General features: G+C 67.3%; 19 protein-coding genes. 10 read left to right on the forward strand and 9 right to left on the reverse strand.

The annotated features are described in order from the left end of the window. Position 1: 1 nt before the first annotated feature. The 4 genes from AC1DK4_RS12150 (at position 2) to AC1DK4_RS12165 (ending at position 6,104) form a co-directional block, all read left to right on the forward strand. Complete coding sequence (locus tag AC1DK4_RS12150) at positions 2-3,196, forward strand: efflux RND transporter permease subunit (RefSeq protein WP_441613254.1); 3,195 nt, start codon at positions 2-4, stop codon at positions 3,194-3,196. A 209-nt stretch (positions 3,197-3,405) separates the two neighbouring features. Beyond that, positions 3,406-4,059 carry a protein-L-isoaspartate O-methyltransferase family protein gene (locus AC1DK4_RS12155; protein ID WP_441613255.1) on the forward strand — a complete coding sequence of 218 codons (654 nt, stop codon included), beginning with the start codon at positions 3,406-3,408 and terminating at the stop codon, positions 4,057-4,059. 14 nt (positions 4,060-4,073) lie between these two features. Further along, positions 4,074-4,397 carry a rhodanese-like domain-containing protein gene (locus AC1DK4_RS12160; protein ID WP_441613256.1) on the forward strand — a complete coding sequence of 108 codons (324 nt, stop codon included), beginning with the start codon at positions 4,074-4,076 and terminating at the stop codon, positions 4,395-4,397. A 210-nt stretch (positions 4,398-4,607) separates the two neighbouring features. Further along, positions 4,608-6,104: a TolC family outer membrane protein gene (locus AC1DK4_RS12165; protein WP_441643194.1), complete on the forward strand. Its 1,497-nt coding sequence runs from the start codon at positions 4,608-4,610 to the stop codon at positions 6,102-6,104. Positions 6,105-6,201: 97 nt separating this feature from the next. Here AC1DK4_RS12165 and AC1DK4_RS12170 read toward each other — a convergent pair whose 3' ends face one another. The 4 genes from AC1DK4_RS12170 to AC1DK4_RS12185 all read right to left on the reverse strand — a co-directional run bounded on the left by AC1DK4_RS12170 (position 6,202) and on the right by AC1DK4_RS12185 (position 11,029). Continuing rightward, positions 6,202-7,044 carry an META and DUF4377 domain-containing protein gene (locus AC1DK4_RS12170; RefSeq protein ID WP_441613258.1) on the reverse strand — a complete coding sequence of 281 codons (843 nt, stop codon included), beginning with the start codon at positions 7,042-7,044 and terminating at the stop codon, positions 6,202-6,204. Between the two features lie 184 nt (positions 7,045-7,228). Then, positions 7,229-8,554 (reverse strand): lipid IV(A) 3-deoxy-D-manno-octulosonic acid transferase, encoded by a 1,326-nt coding sequence (waaA, locus tag AC1DK4_RS12175; protein WP_441613259.1) that lies wholly within the window; start codon positions 8,552-8,554, stop codon positions 7,229-7,231. After that, complete coding sequence (gene waaC / locus AC1DK4_RS12180; protein WP_441613260.1) at positions 8,554-9,639, reverse strand: lipopolysaccharide heptosyltransferase I; 1,086 nt, start codon at positions 9,637-9,639, stop codon at positions 8,554-8,556. The genes waaA and waaC overlap by 1 nt, the downstream gene beginning before the upstream one ends. 4 nt (positions 9,640-9,643) lie before the next feature. Beyond that, entirely contained in the window at positions 9,644-11,029 is a 1,386-nt protein-coding gene (locus AC1DK4_RS12185) for a phosphomannomutase/phosphoglucomutase (RefSeq protein ID WP_441613261.1), read from the reverse strand. Between the two features lie 215 nt (positions 11,030-11,244). Here AC1DK4_RS12185 and AC1DK4_RS12190 point away from each other — a divergent pair, with 215 nt between their 5' ends. The 6 genes from AC1DK4_RS12190 (at position 11,245) to AC1DK4_RS12215 (ending at position 18,190) form a co-directional block, all read left to right on the forward strand. Further along, positions 11,245-12,402, forward strand: coding sequence for a glycosyltransferase family 4 protein (locus tag AC1DK4_RS12190; RefSeq protein ID WP_441613262.1), 1,158 nt, complete (start codon positions 11,245-11,247; stop codon positions 12,400-12,402). Further along, positions 12,399-13,715, forward strand: a complete 1,317-nt coding sequence (locus AC1DK4_RS12195; RefSeq protein ID WP_477131552.1) for a sugar transferase — start codon at positions 12,399-12,401, stop codon at positions 13,713-13,715. Before AC1DK4_RS12190 ends, AC1DK4_RS12195 begins: the two co-directional genes overlap by 4 nt. 35 nt (positions 13,716-13,750) lie before the next feature. After that, positions 13,751-14,875: a glycosyltransferase gene (locus tag AC1DK4_RS12200; protein WP_441613264.1), complete on the forward strand. Its 1,125-nt coding sequence runs from the start codon at positions 13,751-13,753 to the stop codon at positions 14,873-14,875. Beyond that, positions 14,875-16,125 (forward strand): lipopolysaccharide biosynthesis protein, encoded by a 1,251-nt coding sequence (locus AC1DK4_RS12205; protein ID WP_441613265.1) that lies wholly within the window; start codon positions 14,875-14,877, stop codon positions 16,123-16,125. Before AC1DK4_RS12200 ends, AC1DK4_RS12205 begins: the two co-directional genes overlap by 1 nt. Continuing rightward, positions 16,122-17,231 carry a glycosyltransferase family 4 protein gene (locus tag AC1DK4_RS12210; RefSeq protein ID WP_441613266.1) on the forward strand — a complete coding sequence of 370 codons (1,110 nt, stop codon included), beginning with the start codon at positions 16,122-16,124 and terminating at the stop codon, positions 17,229-17,231. The genes AC1DK4_RS12205 and AC1DK4_RS12210 overlap by 4 nt, the downstream gene beginning before the upstream one ends. Positions 17,232-17,341: 110 nt before the next feature. Next, positions 17,342-18,190, forward strand: coding sequence for a Wzz/FepE/Etk N-terminal domain-containing protein (locus tag AC1DK4_RS12215; RefSeq protein ID WP_441613267.1), 849 nt, complete (start codon positions 17,342-17,344; stop codon positions 18,188-18,190). A 99-nt stretch (positions 18,191-18,289) separates the two neighbouring features. Here AC1DK4_RS12215 and AC1DK4_RS12220 read toward each other — a convergent pair whose 3' ends face one another. The 5 genes from AC1DK4_RS12220 to AC1DK4_RS12240 form a co-directional block, all read right to left on the reverse strand. Beyond that, positions 18,290-18,958, reverse strand: a complete 669-nt coding sequence (locus AC1DK4_RS12220) for a class I SAM-dependent methyltransferase (protein ID WP_441613268.1) — start codon at positions 18,956-18,958, stop codon at positions 18,290-18,292. A 248-nt stretch (positions 18,959-19,206) separates the two neighbouring features. Then, positions 19,207-20,337: an acyltransferase family protein gene (locus AC1DK4_RS12225; protein WP_441613269.1), complete on the reverse strand. Its 1,131-nt coding sequence runs from the start codon at positions 20,335-20,337 to the stop codon at positions 19,207-19,209. 33 nt (positions 20,338-20,370) lie between these two features. Further along, positions 20,371-20,964 carry a sugar transferase gene (locus AC1DK4_RS12230; protein WP_441613324.1) on the reverse strand — a complete coding sequence of 198 codons (594 nt, stop codon included), beginning with the start codon at positions 20,962-20,964 and terminating at the stop codon, positions 20,371-20,373. Between the two features lie 2 nt (positions 20,965-20,966). Continuing rightward, on the reverse strand, positions 20,967-22,121 hold the full coding sequence (locus AC1DK4_RS12235) for a DegT/DnrJ/EryC1/StrS family aminotransferase (protein WP_441613270.1): 1,155 nt from the start codon (positions 22,119-22,121) through the stop codon (positions 20,967-20,969). 86 nt (positions 22,122-22,207) lie between these two features. Next, the gene (locus AC1DK4_RS12240) at positions 22,208-22,852 is read right to left on the reverse strand and encodes an acyltransferase (protein WP_441613271.1); all 645 of its coding nucleotides are present in this window, start codon (positions 22,850-22,852) and stop codon (positions 22,208-22,210) included. Between the last annotated feature and the right edge of the window lie 2 nt (positions 22,853-22,854).

A 22,854-nucleotide genomic window follows, 5' to 3' on the forward strand; every position in this document is an offset into this window, starting at 1 on the left:
CATGTGGTTCACTCGCCTGTCAATCCATAACCCGGTGCTGGCCACCATGATGATGATGGCCTTCGTCGTGGTGGGGCTGTTCTCCTACCAGCGGCTGTCGGTCGACCAGTTTCCGGACATCACCTTTCCCATCGTGGTGGTGCAGACCGAGTATCCCGGCGCCGCGCCCGAATCGGTGGAGTCGGACGTCACCCGCAAGATCGAGGAGATCGTCAACACCATCTCCGGCATCGACGAGATCTTTTCGCACTCCTACCAGGGCACCTCGGTGGTGGTGATCAAGTTCGATCTCTCTGTCGACGTCGGCCAGGCCGCGCAGGACGTGCGCGACAAGATCGCGCTGATCCGCCCGCAGTTCCGCGACGAGGTGAAGGACCCGCGCGTGCTGCGCTACGACCCGTCCGACGCGCCGGTGTTCTACCTGTCGGTGTCCAACGCGCCGGGCGCCGAGCGCACGCAGCGGGAGTTGACCACGATCGCCGACCAGATCGTGCGCAAGCGCCTGGAAACCGTGCGCGGCGTGGGCGCCATCAGCCTCGTCGGCGGCACCAAGCGCGAAGTCGAGATCCGCATCCGCCCGGCCCAGCTCGAAGCACTCGGCATCGGCGTGAACCAGGTGATGGACGCGATCCGCAACGAGAACCAGGAGCTGCCGGCTGGCGAACTGCGCTCGACCTCCACCGAGACGGTGGTGCAGATCAAGGGCCGCATGCTCACGCCGGACGCCTTCCGCAAGATCATCGTGGCGCGCCGCGCCGGCCAGCCGGTCACGCTGGAGCAGGTGGCCGACGTACGCGACGGCGAAGAAGAGCAGGAAAGCCTGGCCATGCTCGACGGCAAGCGCGCGCTGTTCCTCGCGGTGGTGAAGGCGCAGGGCCAGAACACCGTGGACACCGTCGACGGCCTGATCAGGATGACCAACGAAGTGCGCAAGCTGGTGCCCGCGGGCGTGCAGCTCACCGTGGTCAACGATGCCGCGCGCGGCATCCGCAGCAGCGTCAAGGAAGTCCGCTCGACGCTGCTTGAAGGCGCCATGCTGACCGTGGCCATCGTCTTCCTGTTCCTCGGCTCCTGGCGCAGCACGGTGATCACGGGGCTGACGCTGCCGATCGCGCTGATCGGCACCTTCGGCGTGATGTACATGTTCGGCTTCACGCTCAACGTGATCACGCTGATGGCGCTGTCGCTGTGCGTGGGCCTGCTGATCGACGACGCCATCGTGGTGCGCGAGAACATCGTGCGCCACAACCTCATGGGCAAGGACCATCGCGCGGCGGCGCTGGACGGCACCAACGAGATCGGCCTGGCGGTACTGGCGACCACCTTCTCCATTGTCGCGGTGTTTCTGCCGGTGGGCTTCATGGGCGGCATCATCGGCCGCTTCTTCCATCAGTTCGGCGTCACCGTGGTGGCGGCCGTGCTGATCTCGATGTTCGTGTCGTTCACGCTCGACCCGATGCTGTCGTCGGTCTGGCATGACCCCGACCTGCACGGCACGGGCAACAAGAAGAGCCTGTACGGCCGCACCGTGGGCCGCCTGCTGGACTGGTTCTCGGCGCGCATGGACGCGCTCGGCCACGGCTATGGCAGCATGCTGGGCTGGGCACTGAAGCACCGCCTCGCCACCGCCATCATCGCCGCGGCGACCTTCTTCGGCAGCTTCGCGCTGGTGCCGCTGATCGGCACCGAGTTCGTGCCCGCCGCCGACCTCGGCGAAACCCAGGTCGGCTTCACCACGCCGGTGGGCACGTCGATCGCCGTCACCGAGGCCAAGGTCAGGCAGGTGGAGGCCGCGCTCAAGGCGTTCCCGGAAGTGGCCTATACCTATGCCACCATCAACTCGGGCAACACCTCGGGCCGCAACAACGCGCTGGTGTCGGTGCGGCTGACCGAGCGGCGCATGCGCAAGCTCACCACCACCCAGCTCAACCCGATGATCCGCGAGCGGCTCGCGGGCATCGCCGGCATCACCCTGACCATGGTCGGCATGCCCGATGGCGCGGGCGGGCAGAAGGCGCTGCAGGTGTCGATCCAGGGCGACGATCTCGAGACGCTGCGCCGCCTCTCGCTGGAGGCCAGCCGCCGCATGAATGCCGTCCGCGGCCTGGCCGACCTCGATTCCAGCATGAAGGACGACCGCCCTACCGTGGAGGTCCGCATCCGCCGCGAGCTGGCGTCGGACCTCGGCGTGGGCATCGTGCAGATCGGCAATGCGCTGCGCCCGTTGCTGGCCGGCGACGCCATCAGCTCGTGGCGCGCGCCCGACGACCAGAACTACGACGTGCGCGTGCGCCTGCCCAAGGACGCCCGCACCGGCATGGCCGACCTCAGCGGGCTGATGATCGCCAGCAGCCAGGTGGGCAGCGACGGCTCGCCACGCATGGTGCCGCTGCGCCAGATCGCCGAACTGGTGCCCACCACCGGGGCCAACCAGATCAGCCGGCGCGACCTCAGCCGCGAGGTGGAACTGACCGCCAACACCGCGGGCCGCTCGCAGGGAGAAGTGGCGCGCGAGGTCAAGGCCGCGCTGGACGGCATGAACTGGCCGGTGGGCTACAAATACCGCTTCGGCGGCTCCACCAAGTCGATGAACGAATCGTTCGGCTTCGCCGTGTCGGCGCTGGCGCTGGCGGTGATCTTCATCTACATGATCCTGGCCTCGCAGTTCGCCAGCTTCTTCCAGCCGATCGCCATCATGACCTCGCTGCCGCTCACGCTGGTCGGCGTGTTCGCGGCGCTGCTGCTGTTCCGCTCCACGCTGAACATGTTCTCCATCATCGGCTTCATCATGCTGATGGGGCTGGTGACCAAGAACGCCATCCTGCTGGTCGACTTCGCCAACCAGGCCCGGCGTGGCGCCGACGGCCAGCCGCCGATGTCGCGCGAAGCCGCGCTGGTGGCCGCCGCGCGCGTGCGCCTGCGCCCCATCCTGATGACCACGCTGGCCATGATCTTCGGCATGGTGCCACTGGCCTTCAGCCTGGGCGAAGGCGCCGAGCAGCGCGCGCCGATGGGGCAGACGGTGATCGGCGGGATCATCACCTCGTCGATCCTGACGCTGGTGGTGGTGCCGGTGATCTACACCTACCTGGACGATTTCAGCGCCTGGCTGGGGCGGCGCTGGCGCGGCAAGCCCGCCGCGCAGGCGGCGGATAGCCCCCACGTGCCGGTGCGCGAGCCGGCCAGCGCCGAATGACAGCGGCCACGGCCCGGCCCCCGCCGGTCGCCCGCAATGCCGCTTCCCGGGCCGGATTGCGGCATGGAGGCGACAATTCCTGTCACGCGCTTCGGCAACTGCCTTGGCAAGGGGTTAAAATGGCAGGTTTCACGGATTTCCCCGGCCCCTGGCACCGCGCGGCCGGACTCAGAACTGAACAAGCGGTTGGCACTGGAAGGAATGGCAAGATGGATCTCGAGAAAGCCCGATTCAATATGATCGAACAGCAAATCCGCCCGTGGGATGTGCTGGACCAGGAAATCCTGGACCTGCTGGCCGTGGTCAAGCGGGAACAGTTCGTACCGCAGGCTTACGCCGCGCTGGCCTTCGTCGACATGGAAATCCCGCTGCCCGGCGGCCAGAACATGCTGGCGCCGCGCGTCGAGGCCCGCATCCTGCAGGACCTGGCGGTGCGCAAGCACGAGCAGGTGCTCGAGATCGGCGCCGGCTCCGGCTACATGGCCGCCCTGCTGGCCCACCGCGCGCGCCACGTGGTGACCGTGGACATCCTGCCGGAACTGGCTGCGCTTGCCCGCAAGAACCTGGCCGATGCCGGCGTGACCAATGTCGACGTGGCCGAAGGCAACGCCGCCGCCGGCTGGGCCGCCAGCGCACCCTACGATGTGATCTGCATCTCCGGCGCCCTGCCCTCGGTACCCTCGTCGATCCTGTCGCAGGTCAAGGTCGGCGGCCGCATCGCCGCCTTCGTGGGCGCGCTGCCCGCGATGGAAGCGCAGATCATCACGCGCGTGAGCGAGACCGAGTACAAGACCGTCAACCTGTTCGAGACCGCTGTCACGCCGCTGAGCGGTGCCGAGCAGCCCTCGCGCTTCCACTTCTGAACGGGGCGAGCCACATGCAGGTCATCAACGCTCCCGAACTCGCGCAGTGGCTGGCCGATGCCGGCCGCCCGCAACCGGTGCTGCTCGACGTGCGCGAAGGCTGGGAGGTGCAGACCTGCGCCATGCCCGGCATCACCCACATCCCGATGGGCCAGATCCCGGCGCGCGCCGCCGAACTCGACGAAGACGCGGACATCGTCTGCATCTGCCATCACGGCATGCGCAGCATGCAGGTGGCGGGCTTCCTCGAGCGCCAGGGCTTCGCCAAGGTCTACAACCTGACCGGCGGCGTGGACGCCTGGGCCAGCCAGGTGGACCCGGCCATGCCGAAGTATTGACGGCCCAGGAAAGCACCAGGCAGCACCGGAAAGTACCAGCAGCACCAGTATTTCCAGCAGTACCGGCAGGACCAGCAGTACCAGCAGTACCAGCAAGCATTGAGCAGTAGCCCCTTGCACGGCGCCGGCAGGCTGGCGGCGCCGGCTCCCCCTGAACGCTGATCGAAAAACGTAAGCCTGGCGACTGCTGCCCGGCCGACTGGAGATGTCATGAGGTTTGCGCTGTTCCCTGCGCGGGGCCTGCCCACGACGCGCCTGGCACTGACGGGCTCGCTGCTCGCGCTGCTGCACCTGCCGGCCGCGCATGGCGCCGACCTGCTCCAGGTCTATCGCGACGCCCAGGCCAACGATGCACAGTTCGCCAGCGCGCGCGCGCAGCTGGTGGCCAGCCAGGAAAAGCTGCCGCAAGGACGCTCCGGCCTGTTGCCGCAGATCAACGGCACGCTCGGCGCCACGCGCACCAATGTGGACCAGACGGTCCCGATCGTGGCGGACCGCTTTCTCAACAACAACAACTGGTCGCTGCAACTGGTCCAGCCGCTGTTCCGCTGGGATCGCTGGGAAACCTACAAGCAGGGCGAGCTGGCCGCGCTGGCGGGCGAAGTCACGTTCAGCCAGGCGCAGCTCGACCTGATCACGCGCACCTCGCAGGCCTACTTCGACGTGCTGGCCTCGCAGGACAACCTCTACCTGGCCGGCGCGCAGAAGAAGGCCATCGCCGAGCAGCTGGCGCAGGCCAAGCGCAACTTCGAGGTCGGTACCGCCACCATTACCGACGCCAATGATGCGCAGGCGCGCTACGACCTGGCCATTTCGACCGAGATCGCGGCGCAGAGCGACCTCGAAATCAAGCGCGCCAACCTGCAGCAGATCACCGGCAAGCCGGTCGACGAACTGCCGGGATTGCGCACCGCCGCCGAGCTCCCCGGCCCGCTTCCGGCCGACGTCAATACCTGGGCCAGCCAGGCCGAGAACACCAATCCGCAAGTCGGCCTGGCCCGCTACAACCTCGACACCGCACAGCGCGAATACAACAAGGCGCGAGCCGGACACCTGCCCTCGGTCGATCTCGTGGCATCGTACGGCTTCGTCAACTCCACCGGCAGCGCGGCGCAGCAGGTCAATATTTCCAGCCGCTACAACAGCGCCCAGATCGGCGTGCAGCTGAATGTGCCGATCTACAGCGGTGGCCAGGTCCAGTCGCGCGTGCGCGAGACCGCCGCGCTGGCGGACAAGGCCGCCAGCGACCTCGAGTTCGCCCGCCGCACCGCCGCCCAGAGTGCGCGCCAGACCTATTCCGGCGTGTTCAACGGCCTGGCCCAGGTCAAGGCGCTGGAAGCCGCCGAGCGTTCGGCGCAAAGCGCGGTGGAATCCAACCAGCTCGGCTACGAGGTGGGCGTGCGCATCAATATCGACGTGCTGAACGCCGAGGCGCAGCTGTTCTCCACGCGCCGCGATCTCGCCAAGGCGCGTTACGACACCATCATGAACGGCTTGCGCCTGAAGGCCGCCACCGGCGCGCTGGTCGAGGAAGACGTGTTGCAGATCAACACCCTGCTGACCTCGTCGCCGGGCTCGATGTACAAGCTGCCGGAGAGGCTGAAGCTGGGCACGGCGCCGGGCACCACGCCGGCAAGCGCGCCGGCAGGCAAGCGCGCCGCGCAGCGCCGGGAAGCCATCGCCGGCACGCCCGCGCCGCGCAGCTGATCGCCCGCGCCGGCAGAAAACAAAAACGCCGCGGCTACCACCGCGGCGTTTTTTCCTGGCGGGCGCCAGTGGCGCCTGCAGCGCTCAGTTGAAGCGCTCAGTTGACCCGCGTACGCGACTCCACCCCCAGCAGCTGCCAGCGGACCGACGAAGCATCCGCGGGGGGATTGTCCACTCGCGTCTCGCGCACGCGCAGCTTGTACGCCATGCCCGGCTCGAAATCGAGCCCTTCGATCGGGCCGTACCAGAGCGACCACGGCGCATCGGGATTCTCGCGCACGCGATAGCAGGTCTGCTTGCCGACGCCACTGCATTCCACGCGCTGTGAATCCACGTAGACGATCTTCTCCACGCCGCCGGCCTGCTGCGCATCCATCTTCTCGCCGCGCCTGCCCACCCCCTCGCGCTCGACGAACTGCAGCAGGTCGCCATCGACGGTCTTCCAGATAATCTGGCGCCCCGTCGACCCCGCCGACGGCTGCGTGCCCACGGTGGTGAACGGCGACTGCATGGCCTTGAGCAGCGCGGCCTCCAGCTCGCCGCGCGGCGGCACGCAGGCCATGCGCGTGCCGGCCATCCTGTCGAAGCGCATGCCGGTAGCCGTCTTGCCGTAGCCGCCGGTGAAGCGGTTGCAGCCGCTGTAGCCGCTGACCGTGCCTTGCGCCGAGTCGATGCCGCTATTGAACTCGAAGATGATCGGCTGGCCGTTGTCGCCATGCGGGATCTGCCTGAGCGTGCCGTCCGGCTGCTGCCAGCGCGTCAGTTCCCAGCGGCTGGGGCCGCCGCTCTGCGCCTGGTTCAGGCTGGGGCTTGCACCCGGGGAGTCGGGCGCGGGGCCGGTGGCGCAGGCACCCACGGCGGCGCAGAGCAGCGCGGCGCAGGCGGCACGCACCGCCCACGCGGCGGGCATGCGGGAGTGATCACGAGAGGTTTTCTGCATCTGGAAGCTCCTGGTAGGGGGCGCGCGGCTTGGCCGGCCCGCGCTGCTCGACGGCGGCTTGCGGGCCTGGTGGGGCCGCCAGACGGGCCCTCACGCCGAATAGTGTAGCGAACCGCGCGGGAGCGGCCCATCGGGCGCGCGCCTACATGAAGGCAGCCCGTGCCATCCGCGTCCCCCTGCAGGCCTAATGCGCCGCGCCGATCACCTGGGCGAGAGCGGCCATGGTCCGCTGCGTGGCGCCACGATGGAGCACCGAGAACTCGCGCGCGGCATCGCGCATGGCGGCCAGCCCGGGCGCATCGCCCAGCACCGCCGCTGCGGTGCGCATCAGTTCGTCGGCATCGGCCACGCGCCGGCAGGCACCTGCGGCAATGGCGTCTTCGGTCGCCTGCGCGAAGTTGAAGGTGTGCGGGCCGATCAGCACCGGCGTGCCTGCGGCGCACGCCTCGATCAGGTTCTGCCCGCCCAGCGGCAGCAGGCTGCCACCGATGAACGCAATGTCCGAGGCCGCGAAGTACAGCGCCATCTCGCCCATCGAATCGCCCAGCAGCACATCCGCCGCGACCGGCTCCGGCAGGCCCGCCTGCTCCCATGCCGCGGCATCGCCGAGAGCGCTGCGGCGAACCAGCGAGAAGCCGTTGCGCGCGACCAGCCCCGCTACTTCATCGAAGCGCTGCGGATGGCGCGGCACCAGCAGCAGCGCCGGGCGCGGCACGGGCACCGGTGCCGTCGCGGCCAGCGCCTGCCAGCGTGCGAATGCCGCCAGCACCAGCGCCTCCTCGCCTTCGCGCGTGCTGGTGGCGGCGAACACGGCGCGCTCGCCAAACCCCTGGCGCAGCAGGCGGCCGCGCCGCAGGCCGGCCTCGGGCAGCTGCATGTCGAACTTGAGGTTGCCGGTGACCTGCACGGAGGGCAGGCCGAGCGCGCGGAAGCGTTCGGCATCGCCCTGGGTCTGCGCCAGCACCGCGGTGAAGTCGCGATACATGGCGGTGGCGGCCTGCCCGAAGCGGGCCGTGCGCCGATAGCTGCGCGGCGACAGCCGGGCGTTGACCAGCAACAGCGGCACGCCCTCCAACCGCGCGCCGCGCACCAGGCTCGGCCACACCTCGGTTTCCATCAGCATGCCCGCCGCGGGACGGAAATGGCGCAGGAAACGCCGGACCAGCCAGGGCAGGTCGTAGGGCAGGTAGCACTGCGTCACGCGCGGCTGGTTGCCGAACAGCTGGGCGCCGGTCTGGCGGCCGGTCGGCGTCATGTGCGTGAGCAGGAGACGGTGAGACGGATACCCTGCCAGCAGCGCCTCGATCAGCGGCTGCGCCGCGCGCGTCTCGCCGACCGACACCGCATGGACCCACAGCCAGGGGCCGGCCGCGGGCAGCCGGCCGTACGCACCGAGGCGCTCGCCGACGTGCTGCACATAGCCCGGCTCTTTGCGCGCGCGCCAGACCAGGCGCAACAGGGCCACCGGCAGCGCGATCAGCCATAGCAGGTTGTAGAGGGCGCGCAGCATCAGCGCCCCAGCCCGCGCACGCGCCGCGCGGCCGCGTAGACCTCGCCGGGCGGCGGCACCACGCCGTCGTCGCCCACGTTGGCGATGCTGTCCGACCAATAGCCTTCGGTCTTCCAGCGCCAGGTGGCGGTATAGATTTCCACGGTAGGACGGCACAGCGCGGCGGCGATATGGACCAGGCCCGTATCGACGCCGATCACTACCTCGGCGCGGTTGATCAGGCCGAAGCCCTGCATCACGCTGAAACGCGGCAGCACCTGCGCGCCCGGCACGCCGGCGGCGATCTCCTCGGCCGCGCGCCGCTCGGCCTCGCTGCCCCACGGCAGCAGCATGTCCAGGCCTTCGGCCACCAGGCGGCGGCCGAGTTCATGCCAGCTGGCCAGCGGCCAGCGTTTCTTCGCGCCCGCGGTGGCGTGGAAGCACACCGCATAGCGTCCGGGCAAGCCCGACCACAACGGATCGTCGACATGCAGGCTGCGCGCCTGCGGCCCGAAGAACTGCGGCGGTTCGGGCGGCGCGATGCCGGTCAGCGCCGCGCCAAGCAAGCGCGAGCGCCGCACCGAATGGGTCTGCAGCGGCACCGCCACCGGCTCGGTGTAGAACAGCCGCGCGGCCGGCTCGTAGCCCGAGCCCTGCGTGGCGTTGCCCAGTCCGATCACCGGCGCGCCCGGGCGGCGGCGCGCCACGCGCGCCACCACGGCGGTCTTGAGCAGGCCCTGGGTTTCGATCACGGCATCGTAGGCCTGTTCGCGCAGCGCTCGCCGGAAGGCACCGATCTCGCGCCACGCGGCGCCCTGGTAGACCCGCTTGCGCCAGCGCCGCAGGGCGAACGGGATCACCTTGCGCACTTCGGGCAGCAGGCGCACCAGCTCGGCATAACCCTCTTCCACCACCCAGTCGATCTCGCACTCCGGCCAGCGCGCGCGCAGGTCATGCACCAGCGGCATGTTATGCACCACGTCACCCAGCGAAGAAACCTTGACCACCAGGATGCGCGGGCGAGCCGGCAGCGCATGCGGCGGCGCGGCCACGCCCGTTTCACCCACGCCACCCGTTCCGCCCTTCGTGGGCGCGGTCAACGGCATCCGCTCAGAACGGCAGTTGCGCGTCCGGCTTTTCGGCCAGGATCACGCGTTTGAACTCGGCCTGGATGCGGGCCAGCGCGGCATCGCTGTCGGCCTCGAAGCGCATCACCACCACCGGCGTGGTGTTGGAAGGGCGCGCCAGGCCGAAGCCGTCGGCATACTCCACGCGCACACCGTCGATGGTGATGACCTCGCGCGCGCCATCGAACTTCGCATTGGCGCGGATCTTGTCCAGCAGCGTGAAGGCCTCGCCTTCCGCGCACTTGAGCTGCAGCTCGGGCGTGCAGTTCGAGTTGGGCAAGGCGTTGAGCACCGCGCTCGGGTCGGCCTCCTTCGAGAGGATCTCGAGCAGGCGCGCGCCGGTGTACAGGCCATCGTCGAAACCGTACCAGCGGTCCTTGAAGAACACGTGGCCGCTCATCTCGCCGGCCAGCGGCGCGCCGGTTTCCTTGAGCTTGGCCTTGACCAGCGAGTGGCCGGTCTTCCACATCAGCGGCTGGCCGCCATGCTGGCGGATCCACGGCGCCAGCTTGCCGGTGCACTTGACGTCGTAGATGATCTGCTGGCCCGGGTTGCGGGCCAGGATCTCCTCGGCGAACAGCATCAGCTGGCGGTCGGGGAAGATCACCTGGCCGTCCTTGGTCACCACGCCGAGGCGGTCGCCGTCGCCGTCGAAGGCCAGGCCCAGCTCGCAGTCGGTCTCGCGCAGGCACTGCATCAGGTCCTGCAGGTTTTCCACATGGGCGGGATCGGGATGGTGATTGGGGAAGTTGCCGTCGACCTCGCAGAACAGCTCGGTGACCTCGCAGCCGAGCGCGCGGAACAGGTCGCCGACGAAGGCGCCGGCCACGCCGTTGCCGGCATCGAGCGCGATCTTCATCGGGCGCGCCAGCCTGACGTCGCCGACGATGCGGTCCAGGTACTGCTGGCGGATGTCGACCTGCTGGTAGCCGCCGGCGCCGCTTGCGAACTTGCCGGATTCAATGCGCTGGCGCAGGGCCTGGATCTGCTCGCCGTAGATCGCCTTGCCGCCCAGCACCATCTTGAAGCCGTTGTAGTCCGGCGGATTGTGGCTGCCGGTCACCATGATGCCCGAGGCGGCCCGGCGGCCCGCCAGTTCGACATTGGTGCCGAAATAGACCATCGGCGTGGCGACCATGCCGAGATCGATCACATCCATGCCCGCCGCGCGCAGGCCTTCGACCAGGCCGCCCAGCAGGTCGGGCCCCGACAGGCGCCCGTCGCGCCCGACCACCACCGCGCGTTCGCCCTGTTCGGCCGCGGCAGAGCCGAAGGACAGGCCGATCGCACGCGCCACTTCGCGCGTCAGGGTCTTGTCGACGATGCCACGGATATCGTAGGCCTTGAAAATGGAGGGATCAACTTGCATGGGTCACATCCTCTGGGTAATCGGTAGGTTTTGCCATCTTGCGGGTCGCCATTGCCGGCCGCGGCGGGCCGAGCGGCGGGCAATCGCGCCAAAGACCGTATTTTGCCGGAATGCGCAGGGCGCGCCAGTTATAATCGACTGGCTATGCTTGAAAATGGCGCCGCGTACCGTCCCGGCCGCCGTTGCCGGTAGTCCGTCCTTGCCCCGTGCCACCCGTGTCTTCTCCCCTGCCCGCTACCCGTCCTCGCATTGCCTACCTGATCACGAACTCCGAGATCGGGGGAGCGCAGACGCACGTGGCAGACCTGCTGACGGCGCTGCGCGACAGGGTCGAGCCGGTGCTGCTGGCCGGCGGCACCGGCCCGCTGCTGGACCATGCGCGGGCCCTGGGCGCGCGCACCGAGCGCCTGACCCTGCTGGACAACGCGCTGTCGCCGCTGCGCGCGCTGGCCGCCTTGCGCCAGCTGCTGGGGGCGCTGCGCGCCACCGCGCCCGACCTGATCCACGCGCACAGTGCCAAGGCCGGCGCGCTGGGCCGGGTCGCGGGCTGGCTGCTGGGCGTGCCGGTGGTCTATACGGTGCACGGTTTCGCCTTCAAGGCGGCCGCCCCGGCGCGCCAGCGCCTGGCTGCGCGCGCGACCGAATGGCTGCTAGCCCCGCTCACCGCGCGGCTGATCTGCGTGGCCCGGGCCGAACGCACGCTTGCCGCGACGCTGCCGATGGCCGCATCGCGCATCAGCGTGATCCGCAACGGCATTGCCGACACGCCGGCCCGTGCCACGCCCGGCGCGCCCCTGCGGCGCATCGTCATGGTGGCGCGCCTGGCCGCGCCCAAGCGCGCGGACCTGATCATCCGCGCGTTCGCGCGCGCCGCCCTGCCTGACTGCGAACTGGTGCTGGCCGGCGTTGGCCCGCAGGCCGACGCCCTGCGTGCCCTGGCCGACACCGAGGCGCCCGCCCGGGTCCGCTTCGCCGGCGCGGTCAGCGATGTGCCGGCGCTGCTGGCGTCCGCCCAGGCCTTCGCGCTGGCATCGGACCACGAAGGCTTCCCGCTCTCGGTGCTCGAAGCCATGCGCGCCGGCCTGCCGGTCGTCGCCAGCGATCTCCCCGGCATCCGGGAGCAGCTCGGCGACGGCGCCTGCGGCCTGCTGGTGCCCGGCAACGACGAACACGCCTGGAGCGCGGCGCTCACCCGGCTGGCAAGCGATGCCGGGCTGCGCGAGGACCTCGGACAAGCCGCCCGCGCGCGCTGGGCGCGCGAGTTCGGCCTGGCGCCGATGGCCGAGGCCACCTGGGAGGTCTACCAACAGGCGCTGGCCAGCAGGCGCCCGGCCGTCCGCACCGCGGCCAGCAGCTCAGCGAGCGGACAATGAACAAGACCCACAGCGTCGCCCGCCCGGCGCAACTCAGCCGCGCCCAGGGCTCCGAAACCGTCCGCCGCGCCAGCCGCATGCTGGCCTGGGCGCTGTTCGGCCTGTTGCTGTTCGCCCTCAATACCGCGCTGGCCGAACTGGCCCACCACGCCGGACTKGTCACCTACGTSTTYACCCGCACGCTGCTGTGGTCGGYRCTRCCCTACCTGTTCKCCTTCGTGCTGCTGCACCGCTCGCTGCACCTGCCCGCGATGGAAGGCAACAGCCTGGTCGGCCTCGCCACCACCCTGCCCTTCGCCGCGCTGCTGTTCGTCTTCGCCGCCTTCCACCTCGAATACTCGCGCGGCGCGCTGCTGCTCAGCTACCTCACCACGCTGGGCTGGATCTGGTTCGGCTACCGGCGCTACGTGCGCAACTACGTGCCCGTATTCGGCTACTCCGATCCCGCCACGCTCGCGCAGCTCGAACAGATCCTCGCCATGCCCGGCGCCGCGCCGGCCAGCCCCACCCGCTTCCAGGCCATCAGCTCGCTCGACGAAGCCGTGCACTGCGACGGCCTCATGCTCGAGCGCAACGCCACCGCGGACCCCGAACGCACCCGCCTTCTCGCCCAGTTCAAGCTCAGCCACGTGCGCATGTACTCCGTGGAGCGGATCGGCGAGATGCTGACCGGGCGCGTCGGCCTGGCCCACATCGACGAGAATTTCCTCGACGACTACGCCGCCCACTACTTCTACAGCTTCGCCAAGCGCATGATCGACCTGGCCGCCGTGCTGTGCCTGGCGCCGTTCGCGCTGCCCGTGGGCCTGGCCGTGGGCGCCGCGATCCGCCTCGAGTCGCCCGGCCCGGCGCTGTTCCGCCAGGCCCGTGTCGGCCTGTTCGGCAAACCCTTCACCATGTTCAAGTTCCGCAGCATGGGATACGACATCGGCGCCCCCGCCCAGTTCGCCGCCCGCCGCGATCCGCGCGTGACCCGCGTGGGCCGCATCATCCGCAAGTACCGCCTCGACGAAATCCCGCAGCTCTGGAACGTGCTGGTTGGCGACATGAGCCTCATCGGCCCCCGCCCCGAGCAAGTGCCGATGGTCGAAGAGTTCGCCCGCACCATCGCTTACTATCCCTACCGTCACCTGGTGCGGCCGGGCCTGTCCGGCTGGGCGCAGGTGCAGCAGGGCTACGTCGGCACGCACGAAGAAACCGTGACCAAGCTCAGCTACGACCTGTACTACGTCAAGCACTGCTCGTTCGCGCTGGACCTGCTGATCGCGGTGAAGACCTTGCGGACGTTGTTGACGGGGTATGGGGCACGGTGAACCAGCCACTCCGTCCCGGCCATCCTCCCCCCCCAATGCGCATCCTGCTGCTTAGCACCGGCCTCAGGATCGGCGGCGCCGAACAGCAGGTAGCCGCGCTCGCGCGGCAGTTCATCGCGCTCGGCCACGCCGTGGCCGTAGTCAGCCTCGCGCCCGGGCGCGAGGTCGACCTGCCCGAAGCGGCAACGCTGTTCTGCGTGGACATGCGCAAGACACCGTGGTCGATGGCACGCGCGCTGTGGCGCGTGCGCGGCTTCGTGCGCGACTGGCGGCCGGATGTCATCCACGCGCACATGATCCATGCCAATGTGTTCGCGCGGGTGTTGACGCGGGTTTCGCGCACGCCGCCCGTGGTCTGCACCGCGCACAGCTATCGCGAAGGCGGCCGGCTGCGCATGCTCGCGTACCGGCTGACCGACCGCTGGGCCACGCTCACCACCCACGTCAGTGCCGACGGCCGGCAAGGCATGATCGATGCCGGCGCGGTGCCGCCCGGTCGCATCGTCGTGGTGCCGAACGGCATCGACATCGAGCGCTTCCGCCCCCAGCCCGGGCTGCGGCAGGCTACGCGCAGCGCCCTCGGCGTGCCGCCGGGCACGGCACTTGTGCTCAATGTCGGCCGGCTGGTGCCGGAGAAGGCACAGGACCTGCTCCTGGATGCGTTCAGCCGCCTCGAAGACAATGCGCAGGCGAGCCCGCGGCTCATGATTGCCGGCGACGGTCCGGCCCGCGCGGCGCTGGCCGATGACATCGGCCGGCGCGGCCTGGCCGAGCGCGCATCGCTGCTCGGCATGCGCCGCGATATCCCCGCGCTACTGAACGCTGCCGACCTCTTCGTCCTGTCTTCGCAGATCGAAGGCATGCCGCTGGCGATTGCCGAAGCGCTGGCATGCGGATGCCCGGTCGTCTCCACCGATGCGCCAGGCGTCGCCGACATGCTCGGCGATGCGGGGCAGGTCGTACCGCGGGGCGACGCCGCCGCGCTGGCAGCCGCGATCCGCACCGCGCTGGCCGCCGGCACCGGCTCCCCCGCGGCACAAGCCGCGCGCCGCCAGCGCATCGCCGCGCGCTTCGGCATCGAAGCCGTTGCCCGCCAATGGCTGGCCTGCTACGCCAGGCTCGCCACCGCCGGCGCCGCAAGCTGCGCGGAGCCCGCCTGATGCGGCGCCGCGTCGCCGGGAACCTGCTCTGGATGCTGGCCGAACGCGGCATCCAGGTCGCCGCCGGCATCGGCATCGTCGCCATGCTTGCGCGCGCGCTGGGCCCAGAGGGCTTCGCCCACTTCCAGTACGCGCAGGCCGTCGTGCTGATCGCCGCCTCGGTGGCGCTCATCTGCGGCGGCGAAGTCATTGTGCCCCGCCTGGTCGCCACCACCCTGCCGCAGGCCCAGCACCGCCTGCTCGCGCACGCCTTCTCGCTGCGCCTCGGCGGCGCCATCCTTGGCTACCTGCTGATGTGCGGTTACCTGCTGCTGCAACATCCGGCACAGGAGACCTGGACCGCTGCCCTGCTGCTCGGCATCGCCATCCTGCTACGCGAGCCGTTCGGCATCGTGGTGGCCTGGATGCAGGCGCACACCAATAACCGGCCCAACACGCTGTTCAGCCTGGCATCGCTGGCCGTCAAGGCCGGCCTCGTGGCAGCCCTGTTCGTCGCGGGCAAGCACAGCGTGCCCTTGTATGCCGGCGCCTTCGCAATCGAAGCCGTCATCATGGCCTGCCTGCTGGCAATCCACTACTACACGCACGCACAGCGCGGCAGCGTGCAGTACGACTACCGCGTCACGCGCGAGCTGATGAGCAGCGGCGCGCTGTTCTGGGTCAGCTTCATGCTGATGATGGGCGCGCGCCGGATCGACCAGCTCGTGCTGCAGCCCGCGGTGCCGCTCGCCGACTTCGGCGCATACGCGGCCTGCATGCAGATACTGGACAACTACACGGTCGTGGCCACCATCCTGGCGGCAGGCGTCGCGCCGATGTATGTGTACGGCAAGGCCGAGCTGGCAATCGCGCGTGCGAACATTGCCCGCATTGTGCTGGGCATGACGGCGACCGGCCTGTGCGGCGCAATCCTGATCGCCGTCGGCGCACCTTGGATCGTGCAACTCCTGTACGGTCACGCGTTCGCGCCCACCGCGTCGCTGCTGCGCGCCGCGGCCGTCTCCTCCACGCTCATCTTCGCCGACGTGGGCCTGACCCTGTTGCCGGTCTACCTGCGCCGGCCGGATTGGATCGCCATCAAGTGGGCGGGCGTGCTTGGCGTCACGCTCGTGTTCGACCTGGCCACCGTGCCCACCTATGGCGCCTGGGGCGCGGTCGGCGGCTATACGGTTGGCAACGCCATCGCGGTTGCCTTTGGCGTGTTCCTCTGGTGGCGCAGCAGGAAGGCGCCGGCGCTGGCAACGACATGACATCACTTCCGACGATCTGCTTCCTGACCGGCACGCTCAATGCCTTTGCCGGCGCAGAGCGGATGACCGCGGTCATCGCCAACGCGCTCGCCGAGCGCGGCTATCCGGTCAGCATACTGAGCCTGTGGGACGAGCGCAGTTGCTTCACGCTCCATCCCGCCGTCAGGCACCACGCCCTGTTCGCGCAGCGGCCCTCATTCAAGCGGGCCTACTTCTCAACGGTGCTCGGCATCCGGCGCTTTGTCACGCAACAGGGCATCGACGTACTGATCGAAGTCGACACCATGCTGACCTTGTTCACACTGCCGGCGACGCTGGGGCTGAACGTACGCAGGATTGCGTGGGAGCATTGTCATTTCGATGAAGATCTCGGGAAGCGCGCGCGACGGATTGCGCGGCGGCTCGCCGCCCGGACCTGCGAAGCGGTGGTGGTATTGACGGAGCGCGACAAGCGGCGGTGGCAGACTGCCTTGACGCCGCGCAGCCGCATCGAGGTCATTTCCAACCCATTGCCGTTCCCGTTCCCCGAGATGCCCGCCAGCCGGGAGTCGAAGACGGTCCTCGCGGTCGGCCGCCTCGTGCGCGCCAAGGGCTTCGATGTCCTGCTGAACGCCTGGGCGCGGGTAGCAGCTGGCCACCCCGACTGGCGACTCGAGATCATCGGCGAAGGTGAAGAGCGTGAAGCGCTCGAAGCACTGGCCGGCGAGTTGGATATCGCCGGCTCGGTCAGCATGCCGGGAACGCGCGCGGACATGGAATCGTGCTACCGGAGCGCGGCGATCTTCTGCCTGAGTTCGCGCTATGAGGGCTTCGGACTGGTGTTGCTGGAGGCGATGGCGTTCGGGTTGCCCGTGGTGTCGACCGATTGCGAGACAGGACCGAGGGAACTGGTACGGGATGGGGAGAACGGGCTGGTTGCGCACCCCGAGAATTCTGGATCGTTAGGAGAAAAACTCTCACTACTGATGGGCGACGTATCTCTGCAAGAGTCGCTTGCCCGAGAAGCCAGACAGTTTGCCACCCCCTTCGGGGTCGACACGATCTCCAAAAACTGGCAGTCACTGCTTGCCATGGCGGGGCGCACATCCCGAATCAGCACCGTCTAGCAAGCTTGCACCAACAAAAGTAGGAAATGCGCATCAAATCAGGGCGTTGTTGTGATCCGCGTTACAATCAATGACTCATACGTACAAAGCTTCTTAGGCTTGTCCCCCCCATGCCGTTGACACCAGAAAACTCGCCCGAGAACCTCTCATCGAAAGCATTGCAACTGTTTTTTGCGAAATCAGCAAAGCTCCTGCTAGCAACCACCGTCATTGGTGTTGCCGGCGCGATCGGATATTCCTTCTTCCAGCCACCTCAGTGGACTGCCAAGATGACTGTCCAGATCGGCCAAGTGACGACTCCCAGTTCGGGCGGGAGCAATATCAGCAAGCTCATCGAGGCACAGCTGACGGCATCCGACCGTTATAACCTGCCAAGCTTTCGCCTGGACGTGCTCAAGAACATGGGTTTGCCCGCACCGGATGCCAATTCCCCGGAATCGGCGCTGCTGTTTGATTCGCTGCGCTCAGCGCCAGCGAAAAGCATCGACCTGATCAACGTCCAGGTCTCCGGATATTCCCGCGAGCAGGCCATTCGTGCGCTTGATGTCTCATTCAAGACGCTGTCCGCGGAACATGAGAAGGTATACGCACCTGCAGTGGAGCGTATGAAAGCCGATCTCGCCAACTCGTTGACAAAGCTTGCCGTAGCGGAACAGGACTATCAGCGTACCTACACGGCGTTGAAGTCAAGCGAGAGCCGAACGACCACGCARGATCTTTTCACTACCAATATCCTAGCCGTCGTCAGCGCGCGGGTTTTGGCCCTGGGGCAGCAAAAGATACAACTAGAAGACGGCCTTGCGACCCTGAGGACCTACCCGACACGGGTGCTGGGCGAATACTACGCTCCCCAGCGTCCCTCCTCGCCCGGTAAGTTGCTGTACGCGGTAGCCGGTGCGGCCATCGGGCTGATGGCCGGCCTCTTGATCGCGCTGGCGCGCAATTCGCGTCGTTCGTAGGCGTTACTCCGACGCGAGCCCCATAGCAGAATAGAGCCCGGGGCGTGGCCATGGATCCGCCCGTTGTGGGCCAGATGGCCTCGGCCCGGCGGCGGCCATCTAGATCCGCTGATATCCTCCGCTCGTCTGCTTGTGGATCACCTGCGCCGAGAGCCGTTCCTGCGGATCCGAGGAATAACGGTTGTCAGTGTGATTGAAGCAGGACGACTCCACCAGTTGGAAATGTGGAAACGCCGTGAACAGTCGGCTGTAGTCCAGCTTGTACGAGGTAATCCCGGCGCGGTGCGCATAGGGCCGCGCGGTCGGCACGTCCGGCATGAAATCCGTGATGCCGATCCAGCCGCCGTCGCGCAGGCAACGATCTGCCTCCGCCACGACGCGTGTGATGTGCTCGCGGTCAACCAGGTAAAGACAAAATCCAAACAGGATGAAGTCGAGGGAATGGTCGGCAAAATCCAGCCGGTCGGCAGTCCCGACGCGCAGGTCCAGATGGGGAAACAGTTGCTGGCCCTTGCCGACTGCGTCGGCCGAAGGGTCAATGCCGACGCCGCGGCACCGAGTCTCCTGGCAGATCGCTGCAAGATTGACGCCCGTCGAACTTCCGACTTCCAGCACCAGATCATCTGGCTTGATGTACTTGCTGTAGAGCACCGCGGCCGCGCTCAATTCGTCGGCCGAGCGTTTGTCTGAATAGAACGCGCGGTTGCGCTGGAAGTAGCGGTCACCTTCCCCGCCTGTCGAAAAAATTTCGCTCTGTCTTGCAGCCATTGAGGAATGCTCCGGTGTGGTCATGCGAAGGCCGATCGAAGGGGTTGCCGGGAGGCTATGCGCCCAGCGCAACACCCATGTCTTTTATAGCAGACATGTTACAGGCCTGACAAATGAGCGTACCAGAACAATGCAAAGCGTGGAAGGGCTCGCGGGTTCACCAGAATGCAACCGCCCAGGAAGAATCAGCCGGCAAGGTCCGCCGTGCGTTGCGCGGAGAACATTTTCCGGTGACGATCGACAGGCGACTAGCGTTGCGCCTGGGTTCGCCAGGAGAAGAACAATGACACGAGCAGCGCGCGGTTCTCAACAACCCGCGAGACGGCTATAGAGAGAAGGCTGACGCCGAGGATAGCAATGACCGAGGCCAGGACACTGCGGCCGATCGAATCTTGCACATGCGGTTGCAGGACGCCGAACGCAAAAAGAAGAAGCGGTGCGTGAATGATATACAAGGTGTAGGAGTACCTGGCCGCCTTGCGAGCAAAGGCGCGAACCCGGATACGGCCCTGCAGCATCAATGCAAGCAGCGCAAAGACACCAAAACCTATGGCAATGTTGAATCGCGCTATGGTGATCAGCTGGTCCGCGACAGGATCGTGAGCATAGCTTGCCCACAGGAAACGCAGCCCGAACCATAGCGCCGCCGCAAAGAAAACCGCCACCGCACACCACCACAACTTTGCGCGACGCAAGAGCCCGTCGTCGTGCAGCACAGCAAGCAGGTACCCTGCCCACCATACAGGAAGGTAATAGAGGAATTGTTCGTTGTTCGCGCCATGCCAGATCACGGTGCCGATCAGCGGTAGTGCCAGCAGTTTCCACCATCCTCGCGGCACGGCAAGAAGCGCTGCCAGAACGTAGTACCAGACCTCGATGGAAAGGCTCCACAGAGGACCGTTGGCGTTCGGCGTGTCGGTAACAAAACCATTGAGCATCAGCGCCGAGCCAAGCAGTTGGGTGTTGTCGCTGATAAAGGCGGACCGGGCCAGCGCATGTCCGGGCGCCGGCAAGAATGCGTTGGTTCCGCTTGGAAACAGCAGCGGCGCAAGCTTGAACAGACAGAAGATGAGCAGCAGGGAAACCAACAGCGGCGGCCAGATCCGGATGATGCGATCGCCGAGATACCTCGCCAGCGAAAACGTGCCACCGTGCCGGGCCACATTGCCTGACACGGACTTGCCGATCAGGAAGCCGCTCAAAACAAAGAACACCATGACCGCGCTCTGGGCCAGCAGCCCCATTAGCGGGCTGAGTTTGTCGGACGCTGGCGCAACCAGGATCTGATTCGCGTGCCCGACGACCACGGCAAACGCCGACATCCCCCGCAGCGAGTCAAGCTGGTCGGATTCTGCACCAGTGAGGGGTCTGAACGTCATGTGATACCTAGGCTCCCGCTTGCTGTCCGTACATTACGTGAGCACAGCCACGACAGTGCGATAAATGATGCGCAGATCGAGCCAGAGCGACCGGTTCCGCACATACTCCACGCAGTACCGCAGCTTGGCCGGCATCACTTCCTCGACATAGGTGCGCTCCGGATCCGCGCTCTTGCCGAGCAGCGCATTCTCGTCCTTGTACTCGATCGAAGCCAGGTCGGTGATGCCCGGCCTTACGCTCAGCACGGTCTCGCGCACGTCGGCCGGGTACAGCGCTACATATTTGGGCACTTCCGGCCGCGGCCCGACCAGGCTCATCTCGCCGGTGAACACGTCGATCAGCTGGGCCAGTTCATCGAGCTTGTACTTGCGCAGGAATGCACCGCTGGCGGTGATGCGGCGATCCGCGCCGATCGTGATCAGCGGCCCCTTCCCCTCGCCCGACACGACCATGGTGCGGAACTTGTGGATGTGGAACGTACGCCCGTGCAGGCCCACGCGCTCCTGGCGGAAGAACACCGGGCCGGGCGACTCGCGCTTGATGGCGATGGCAATGGCGGCAAACACCGGCGCCATCACGAGCAGGCCGGCCGCGCTGGCGACCAGGTCGAAGAGCCTCTTGATCAGCATTAGTTGAACGCGCTCCGAACGGTCCGGACGACGCGCTCGACGTCTTCGTCGCGCATGCGCGTGTAGAGCGGCAGCGTGAGCGTGCGCTCATAGATGCGCTGGCTGACCGGGAACATCTCGGGCGTGAGCTTGTAGGTGTCGCGCCAGTACGGCTGCAGGTGCAGCGGGATGTAGTGGACGCTGCAGCCGATGCCCTGCTTGAACAGGTAGTCGATCAGCGCATCACGCGTGCGCGGCGCGCCTTCGGCGAGCTGGATCACATAGAGGTGCCAGGAATGGATGTCGCCTTCGGCTGCGTGCGGAGGCAGGACCAGCGGCAGGTCGGACAGTGCTTCGTCATAGCGGGCGGCGATCGCGGCACGGCGCTTGTGGAATGCGTCCGCCTTCTTGAGCTGATGGATGCCGATCGCGGAAGCGACGTCGGTCATGTTGTACTTGAAGCCGGGCGCCACGATCTCGTAGTACCAGCTCGGCGCGGTCGACACGAAGCGGTCGAACGCGTCGCGGCTGATGCCGTGCAGGCGCATGACCTTGGCACGCTTGGCGATCTCCGGGTCGCGCGTGACCACCATGCCGCCTTCGCCGGTGGTGATCGTCTTGTTGGCGTAGAAGCTGAATACGGTGGCGTCGGTGTCGAGCGTGCCAACCAGCTTGCCGCCGCTGGTCGCGGGCAGCGAGTGCGCCGCGTCTTCCACCACGCGCAGGCCATGCTTCTTCGCGATCGCGATGATCTTCCCCATGTCCGCCGCGCGGCCGCCGAAGTGCACCGGCATGATGGCGCGCGTGCGCGGAGTGATGGCCCGCTCGATCGCGTCCGCGTCGATGCACAGCGTTTCGGCGCTGACATCGACGAACACCGGGTGGGCACCCAGGTAGCGGATGACCTCGGCCGTGGCCGTGAAGGTATGGGTGGTCGTGATGACTTCGTCGCCGGGGCCGACGCCCACGGCTTCCAGCGCGAGGTGCAGGCCGGCCGTGGCCGAGTTCACGGCGATGGATTCCACGCCGCCGCCCAGGAACGCCGAGAAATCGCTCTCGAACTGCTTGGTCTTCGGCCCCGTGGTCACCCAGCCGGAGCGCAGCGTTGCCACGACTTCAGCGATCTCTTCTTCGCCGATCTCCGGCTGTGCGAATGGAAGGAAATTAGTGTTCATGGTAAAGCCATCCCTTGGCTTGATTGCATCGAAAATGGGCCGCGCGCCGACCCGCCGGACAGCGCCGTGAGGCAGCGCGGCAGCGCTTATGATCCGGCGCCAGGCTGGGCCGCGCGGTGCAGCTCCGCCAGCCTGTCGGGGTCGAAATAGGTGTCGTCGAGCCCGCCGTTGCGGACGAACTCGAGATCGTATTTTTCCGTGGTGCCGACGATGCGGCCAGGATTGCCGACCACCACGGAGTGATCCGGAATCTCGCCCCGTACCACGCTCCCGGCGCCGATGACGCAGCCCTTGCCTATCTTCGTGCCCGGCAGAATAATCGCGCCGCTCCCGACAAATGTAAAGGCTCCGATCACCACCGGCGACTGGATGAAACCGGCGCGCTGCGGGGTCGGCGTGGAGATGAAGTGCCTGCCCAGCAAGCGAATCGACACGTGGCTGCTGTGCGACAACACGGCGTTGAGCGAGCTGATCTGCACGCCCTCCCCTATCTCCACGCCGCCGCTGGCGTCGATCAGGCAATGTGGCCCGATCCAGCAGTGGTCGCCGATGACCAGGTCGCGCTCCGACAGGATCTTGGCGCTGGAGCTGACCCGCGTGAAACGCAGGAACCTGCCGTCTCGCCGGGAAAAATATCCGTAGACCATGAACGGGCGCAACAACATGCCCAGGAAATTCAGCACGGCCGATATCGCGTAGCCGGCAGGAGAGAGATAGAGCCTACGGAACATGG

The sequence above is a fragment of the Cupriavidus sp. 05N38 genome (assembly GCF_056397345.1).

What these genes read in the sequence shown, in the direction of transcription:
- AC1DK4_RS12200 (WP_441613264.1), top strand. Translation starts at nt 13,751, where the DNA reads ATGCGCATCCTGCTGCTTAGCACCGGCCTCAGGATCGGCGGCGCCGAA.
- AC1DK4_RS12150 (WP_441613254.1), top strand. Translation starts at nt 2, where the DNA reads ATGTGGTTCACTCGCCTGTCAATCCATAACCCGGTGCTGGCCACCATG.
- AC1DK4_RS12160 (WP_441613256.1), top strand. Translation starts at nt 4,074, where the DNA reads ATGCAGGTCATCAACGCTCCCGAACTCGCGCAGTGGCTGGCCGATGCC.
- AC1DK4_RS12165 (WP_441643194.1), top strand. Translation starts at nt 4,608, where the DNA reads ATGAGGTTTGCGCTGTTCCCTGCGCGGGGCCTGCCCACGACGCGCCTG.
- AC1DK4_RS12235 (WP_441613270.1), bottom strand. Translation starts at nt 22,121, where the DNA reads ATGAACACTAATTTCCTTCCATTCGCACAGCCGGAGATCGGCGAAGAA.
- waaA (WP_441613259.1), bottom strand. Translation starts at nt 8,554, where the DNA reads ATGCTGCGCGCCCTCTACAACCTGCTATGGCTGATCGCGCTGCCGGTG.
- AC1DK4_RS12220 (WP_441613268.1), bottom strand. Translation starts at nt 18,958, where the DNA reads ATGGCTGCAAGACAGAGCGAAATTTTTTCGACAGGCGGGGAAGGTGAC.
- waaC (WP_441613260.1), bottom strand. Translation starts at nt 9,639, where the DNA reads ATGCCGTTGACCGCGCCCACGAAGGGCGGAACGGGTGGCGTGGGTGAA.
- AC1DK4_RS12155 (WP_441613255.1), top strand. Translation starts at nt 3,406, where the DNA reads ATGGATCTCGAGAAAGCCCGATTCAATATGATCGAACAGCAAATCCGC.
- AC1DK4_RS12240 (WP_441613271.1), bottom strand. Translation starts at nt 22,852, where the DNA reads ATGTTCCGTAGGCTCTATCTCTCTCCTGCCGGCTACGCGATATCGGCC.
- AC1DK4_RS12185 (WP_441613261.1), bottom strand. Translation starts at nt 11,029, where the DNA reads ATGCAAGTTGATCCCTCCATTTTCAAGGCCTACGATATCCGTGGCATC.
- AC1DK4_RS12225 (WP_441613269.1), bottom strand. Translation starts at nt 20,337, where the DNA reads ATGACGTTCAGACCCCTCACTGGTGCAGAATCCGACCAGCTTGACTCG.
- AC1DK4_RS12205 (WP_441613265.1), top strand. Translation starts at nt 14,875, where the DNA reads ATGCGGCGCCGCGTCGCCGGGAACCTGCTCTGGATGCTGGCCGAACGC.
- AC1DK4_RS12170 (WP_441613258.1), bottom strand. Translation starts at nt 7,044, where the DNA reads ATGCAGAAAACCTCTCGTGATCACTCCCGCATGCCCGCCGCGTGGGCG.
- AC1DK4_RS12210 (WP_441613266.1), top strand. Translation starts at nt 16,122, where the DNA reads ATGACATCACTTCCGACGATCTGCTTCCTGACCGGCACGCTCAATGCC.